A 4,578-nucleotide genomic window follows, 5' to 3' on the forward strand; every position below is an offset into this window, starting at 1 on the left:
GGTTGGTAATGTCATCGTAAACCGATTAAAAGCAGATTGTTTAGATTTTTTGAATTTAAGGTCAGTAAGAGACGTGATTTTTCAAGTACAATTATATATCAATAGAGTGTACTCTATTGATACAAGGTTTTTTGTCTTAACGTTGTAAATCCGCATAATCCTGATGCTACCCCTAATAGTTTAATTCAGCTTATGGCATCAGCTTTTGTTACATGTACAGTACCAAATGGATGATTAGGAGGAGCATATATCGAGTAAAGTTTTAGAGGAATATTACCTGTATTGGTTAGATTATGCCATGTTCCAGCTGGTATCATTATTGCAAAATCATCATAGACATTTCTTTTAAAGTTTAAATTATCTTTACTTTTGCCCATTTGAACAATCCCTTGGCCTTGTTCAATACGTAAGAATTGATCAACGTTTGAATGCATTTCTAAACCAATATCTTCGCCAACATTGAGACTCATTAAAGTAACTTGTAAATGTGTTCCTGTCCATAAAGCAGTACGATAGGTATTGTTTTGTTTAGTTGCTTCATTGATATTAACAACAAATGGTTTTGGTCCATAATCTGTTAACGAAATTCTTCTATCACCGTTGGAAGGGTGAAAAGAATCAAATCTGTTTGCATGCTCTATCTCATTAGGAAAAGTACAATAAACAGACTGTCTTCCATAGTTATACATTGGTATTGGTACATTAACATAATAAAGATATTGATATGGATATATATAAGGATTATAGTGCATTTTCCCCAATCCTTTCACGTTTTTACAAAATTATTCTATGCACTTGTTAAAGAAATGTACTTAGATTCAAGGTGACTTATTAAAAACACATGAATACGTTATACAAATCTAGTATACATAACGTCTCATTATCGGCAGCAAGGAAAAAGCGGAATCCATTGATATAATAAGGATTCCGCTTTTTCTTTGTTTGTCATCCTATGCATGATTTTATACATTGTTGAGATACTATGGTTTTTCCGGTTTACGAATGTCCTGTATTAGTACAAAAAATTGTATAAAATCTTGTATAAAAAAGATTGATAATTTTAAAACAAAGTTTGATGAAAAACTTTGTTGATATAGTTTTTTTCTTTTGATTTTTAAACTTCAATTGTATTGTTAAGTTAAAGGTCCATTTAATGAAATAAGTGTTTTAGGCTAAAAATCTTTCTTTACAAAAGTCACTTTGAATTTTAAGTACATTGACTTAACCAGTGCATAGGATAATTTTATAAAATTGTGAAGGATTGAGAAAAATGCACTATATTCCTTTTATGTATCGATATCAATATCCTTATTATGCTAATGTATCAATGTATAACTATGGAAGACAGTCTGTTTACTGGAATTTTCCTAATGAGATAGATTATACAAACAGATTTGATTTTTTTCGTTTTTCCAATGGTGATGGAAGTATTTCGTTAAAAGATTATGGATCAGAACCATTTGTTGTTAATATCAATGAAGCAGCAAAGCAAAATAATACGTATCGTACTGCTTTATGGACAGGAACACATTTACAAGTTACCTTAATGAGCATTAATGTTGGTGAAGATATCGGTTTGGAAATACATCCTAATGTTGATCAATTTTTACGTATTGAACAAGGTCAGGGGATTGTTCAAATGGGAAAGAGTAAAGATAATTTAAATTTCAAAAGAAATGCTTATGATGATTTTGCAATAATGATACCTGCAGGAACATGGCATAATGTAATTAACACAGGTAATATTCCGTTAAAACTTTATTCGATATATGCTCCTCCAAATCATTCATTTGGTACCGTTCATGTTACTAAAGCAGATGCATTGGCTGTGGAAGAAGATTATAGTCATGGCAATAGGAATACAGTTGGTTATTAATCAAGATTTATTATAAAATCTATAACTGTGTTTTAAAAAGCAAAAAAATAAACTTTTGTTAATCTTAAAAAACAATTGAAAACTCTTCTTTAAATTTTAAAAAGAAGGTGTTACCTTTTCAAAGAAGGAAAAGACTATATAGCAACTGGAGAACAGCTTGAAGCAGAGGGAGGACAAAATATGGCTCAAACTTATTGGGGATCTGAGGTAGCCAAGAATTTAGGGATTGGCTCAAGTACTTTGCGTAAATATTGCCTTGCTCTGGAGGAAGTTGGGTATCCTTTCGAGCGCGGTAGTAATAATTCTAGAATTTTTTATCATAAGGATGTAGCAATTATAGAACGGCTATTAACAGCTATGAACAAGAAGAACGTAACACTAGAACAGGCTGTAAATCTAGCAATGACAAGTGTTATAGAAAATGAGATAGCAACTGTTGCTACAGATAGCGTAGTAGATACAGAACAGATAATAGTATTATCAGAACGTATAGAACGTTTAGAACAGCTTAATTTAGAATTAATTCAAAGATTGGATCAACAAAGTAAATTTTTACAGGAAACAGATGCTCAAAGAATAATAAGAGAAGAACAAAGAGATATTCAATTAATGCAAGTATTAAGAGAAATACAAGACAGTAAGCGATTAATAGCAGCTTCAGAACAGAGGAAATCGCTTTGGAGTCGTCTATTTGGTAAATAAATTAGAATTTAATAATAGAGAAAAGCTTACTCCTATATAAAAATAAATAAGGAGTGAGCTTTTTTGTTACTTATAAGTGGTGTTATTATAATTTCTAAAATTGGGAGTAGCTCCCCGATGTCAAGGGGAGCTACAGAGGAATAACCATGACATTAATTTTGAATTATTTAATACTATTGAACATAATAAATTCTTTTACAATGACACATACTATCCTTATATAAATTGTTATAATACGAACACTTAATTCAAAAGGGGTTAGCTACTTGTGTCTGAACATATAGAGATTATTTTGAGAACACTATTAGCTTTTTCGATTTTATTTATCGGAGCTAAACTACTAGGAAAGCAAATTATTGCTGAAATGAATACTTTTGATTTTATTGGTGCTATCTCTATCGGAAGTATTATTGCGAATTTGGCATTTAATTTAAATATAAAAACTCATCATGCAGTCATTGCTTTTCTTATGTTAGTATTGGGGTAGCGTCAGAAAAATGCGGATTTACAACGTTAAGCATTTTGATACAAGTCTTATGAGAAATTATGAAGTCCTAATTTAACGATAATTTAATTATGTACCAATAGGCTTACTCTATTGAGATTGTGAAAAAATGTACTTAAACTAATGGGGCAGGTTAGTGAAAGGCAAGTTATTTAAAATATATATTAAGACTTCAACAAATTTTAGTGTTATATATAAACCCCTGCCCAGTCTTTTAAATTATGTTATAATTATCGCAAGAACAAGTATTTAAACAAAACTCGGAGATGTATAAGATGATTAGATTAGAGAAAATAAACGCTGATAACTACCAAAAAGTTTTTGACTTAGAACTTGTAGGAGAACAGGAAAACTTTGTTTCATCAAATATGAGATCGTTGGCACAAGCCTGGGTATTTTACGAAAGAGCCAAGCCTTATGCTATTTATAATGATGATACAATTGTAGGATTTATAATGTTTGACTATAAAATAGAAAATAGGAAAGTAGAGATTTGGCGATTTATGTTAGGGAGTGCATATCAAGGAAAAGGCTATGGTAAAGAAGCATTAAACAAAGCTATAGAATTTTTGAAGCAAGAAAATTTATTCGACTATATCCAAATAAATTATGTTGAAGAAAATTTAGTGGCAAAAAAACTTTATCAAAAAGTTGGTTTTTCAGAAACGGGAGAAATGGAAGGAAACGAAGTTGTTATGAGGCTCTCAATAGTGAAAGAATAGGTGTCAAATATATTCCAGTTTCATTACCTAACAGCAGTGATGAATAGCTAAAAGTATATTTCAAATAGATAGAACGTTTTAGGTTGGCAGCTGCTAGCCCTTTTTGTATTCTTGTTTTGTGAATAGTTACACTTAAACTAAAGGGTGCTTTAGTTCAACAATCTAAATTAAAAAGTCGATTCCTTGAGAGACTGGAAATCGGCTTTTTTTATGATTGGAACTTCCTTAGCGTTGTAAATACGCATTTTCCTGACGCTACCCCTTATAGGAAAAAAGAGAAAACCTTTAGATCGGGTGAGGTTTGTGCAATTAATAATGGATAATATCAATTATTTGACTGAGATTGGTTATTTGAGTAGTAAAGAAGAAGCTTTTTTATTTAAATTAGCTTCATTTGTGGAATTTAAGACTAATGTTATTGTAGAACGTGAAACAGGTAGTCCAGCATCTCCCACATATTTGAGTGAAAAGTTTAAAATAGCTCGTCAAAATATTTCAGGTACAATGAATACTTTGTTAAAAAAAGGAGTATTAGCTGTTGCGCAAGCAGGGGTAACAACAGAAGATGGTCGGGTGTGTACAAGTCGTACATGGTTTGTAAATCCTAATATTATGTGTTGTAGTCCAAAGGATGGTATAGACAAAGCAACACAACATATTTTTAGAGATTCATTACAAAATTTTAAATTGGAAGAAAAAGGGAAAAAGAAGTATAAACTTCCTGTTTATTTGTTTTAAAGAATACAAATTTCTATTGTATTCTTTTTTTTTTT

General features: G+C 30.7%; 4 protein-coding genes and 2 pseudogenes. 5 read left to right on the forward strand and 1 reads right to left on the reverse strand.

Annotated elements, in window-relative coordinates; translation table 11 throughout:
- Positions 1–185: 185 nt before the first annotated feature.
- Positions 186–752 carry a cupin domain-containing protein gene (locus BLT20_RS29865; RefSeq protein ID WP_000559145.1) on the reverse strand — a complete coding sequence of 189 codons (567 nt, stop codon included), beginning with the start codon at positions 750–752 and terminating at the stop codon, positions 186–188.
- A 518-nt stretch (positions 753–1,270) separates the two neighbouring features.
- Between BLT20_RS29865 and BLT20_RS29870 the strand changes: the two genes are divergently transcribed.
- The 5 genes and pseudogenes from BLT20_RS29870 to BLT20_RS29890 form a co-directional block, all read left to right on the forward strand.
- Positions 1,271–1,876: a cupin domain-containing protein gene (locus tag BLT20_RS29870; protein WP_073340477.1), complete on the forward strand. Its 606-nt coding sequence runs from the start codon at positions 1,271–1,273 to the stop codon at positions 1,874–1,876.
- 180 nt (positions 1,877–2,056) lie between these two features.
- Positions 2,057–2,578: a DUF3967 domain-containing protein gene (locus BLT20_RS29875; protein ID WP_000079496.1), complete on the forward strand. Its 522-nt coding sequence runs from the start codon at positions 2,057–2,059 to the stop codon at positions 2,576–2,578.
- Between the two features lie 268 nt (positions 2,579–2,846).
- Positions 2,847–3,056: pseudogene (locus tag BLT20_RS29880) on the forward strand (DUF421 domain-containing protein); the annotation flags it as partial.
- 302 nt (positions 3,057–3,358) lie between these two features.
- Positions 3,359–3,805, forward strand: coding sequence for a GNAT family N-acetyltransferase (locus tag BLT20_RS29885; protein ID WP_000620148.1), 447 nt, complete (start codon positions 3,359–3,361; stop codon positions 3,803–3,805).
- A 264-nt stretch (positions 3,806–4,069) separates the two neighbouring features.
- A pseudogene (locus tag BLT20_RS29890) lies at positions 4,070–4,543 on the forward strand (MarR family transcriptional regulator); the annotation flags it as partial.
- Positions 4,544–4,578 lie beyond the last annotated feature (35 nt).

Origin of the sequence: Bacillus sp. cl96 (assembly GCF_900100505.1) — a bacterium.
Lineage (GTDB): Bacteria > Bacillota > Bacilli > Bacillales > Bacillaceae_G > Bacillus_A > Bacillus_A cereus.